General features: G+C 63.5%; 2 protein-coding genes. Both read left to right on the top strand.

The genetic code is table 11. The annotated features are described in order from the left end of the window. Positions 1-267 precede the first annotated feature (267 nt). Positions 268-468 (top strand): hypothetical protein, encoded by a 201-nt coding sequence (locus tag AO501_RS15350; RefSeq protein WP_055578537.1) that lies wholly within the window; start codon positions 268-270, stop codon positions 466-468. Positions 469-507: 39 nt separating this feature from the next. Then, on the top strand, positions 508-924 hold the full coding sequence (locus tag AO501_RS15345) for a hypothetical protein (protein WP_055578536.1): 417 nt from the start codon (positions 508-510) through the stop codon (positions 922-924). Positions 925-1,278: the final 354 nt, after the last annotated feature.

The following is a 1,278-nucleotide window of genomic DNA, read 5'->3' as shown; positions in this document are numbered from 1 at the left end:
ACACGGCCCGTGACCGGAAGACGAACTGGTCCCATGCTCATGGCAAACCAGTGGTCCCATCACCCTGGCAGGCGACACCTGCGCGAGGCGCTGACCGATGGTGAGTGCAGTGCTCAGTCGGTTCTGTTCGACTGCCGTCAATTCGTGGCACGCCGACGCGCAACGGGCGGCCCGGACATCGGGGTGGTAACGGTCGGATTGATGCTGGGCCTGCGGTGCTGATCACATTGTCTCGCTGAGATGCCAACCCGGTATTAAGGTGCCCTAATGATCCGGTGGACCAGCATCGACACGCATTGTTCGGGGTGTCTGCGTCCGGCACCTGTTGATGAGGCCGACCCCGAAAATGCCCAGTGGATGGTGGAATCGATCATCAAGGACAGGGATTTCCTGGATGGGCCGTATCTTGTGGTGTGCCCAGCCTGTCATCAGCAGGCGCTGCCCGATCTGCGACACGTCGGATCGTGAGGTCGTGCCTGTCGCCGAGGGGTGCGGAAGGGGGCTGTTGTGTACACGGCATTGCTGATTACTCCAGCCGGGGACGTGCAGGAGATCTCGGTATTTGCCCAGAGCGCCATCAACGCGTTTCTGCGTGCCCCGTGTGTGGATTGTTTGACCAGCAGCGATGGGGTGATTGACTTCTGGTTCCGCTCGGCGGTGCCGGGCCGGTATCGGCCGAATCGGCAGGCCACCGGCCTTTTGCTGTCGGTCACCACGTTCTCGGTGCGCACGGTGCCGTTGTTGTACGGCAGTGTCATCGTGTCTTCGAAAAGCAGCGAGGGCCGACTCCTGGGGCTGACCACCCAGGACCGTCGGCGGCTTCGTGACCCGGGACGGCTTGGGCGGATGTGGTTGCACCGGCGGTTCCAGCACGCCCGCGACTGGACACCGCGCTCTCGCCATCAACACCACATCGAGCACTAAACGCTACGGCGAAATTCGCGCGCGTCCAACCCTTTTCGCGCCAGGCCGAGCGACATCAAGGCTCTAGCTCCTCTGTCAGACGGTGTTTAACGGTCTTTGACTGTTCGTGGGTTTGCCGGGGCCCCGTGTTGCATGGCGCGCCGGGAAGACGCAACACCAGCTGTGTTGCGTCCAGCGTGTGCTGCTTATCGACGGTGGCGGAGGAGGAGGCCGTAGCCGTTGGCGTGGAGGCTGATCCGCAGGGCGGGGCTGGGCGGATGGTCGGCGAGCCAGATGCGCAGTGCGTCGATTTGGTGTTGGGCCGAGGCGTGGGTGAGGCCCAGGCTGGCGGAGCAGGGCTACGACGGTGTGTGG

The sequence above is a fragment of the Mycobacterium gordonae genome (assembly GCF_001417955.2).
Taxonomy (GTDB): domain Bacteria; phylum Actinomycetota; class Actinomycetes; order Mycobacteriales; family Mycobacteriaceae; genus Mycobacterium; species Mycobacterium gordonae_B.
The sequence above is the reverse complement of the archived record's forward strand: the minus strand, read 5'-3'. Positions and strand labels throughout refer to the sequence as shown.

Bases quoted from the DNA above. Each gene is read 5' to 3' on its own strand.
- AO501_RS15350 (WP_055578537.1), top strand. From the start codon at position 268: ATGATCCGGTGGACCAGCATCGACACGCATTGTTCGGGGTGTCTGCGT.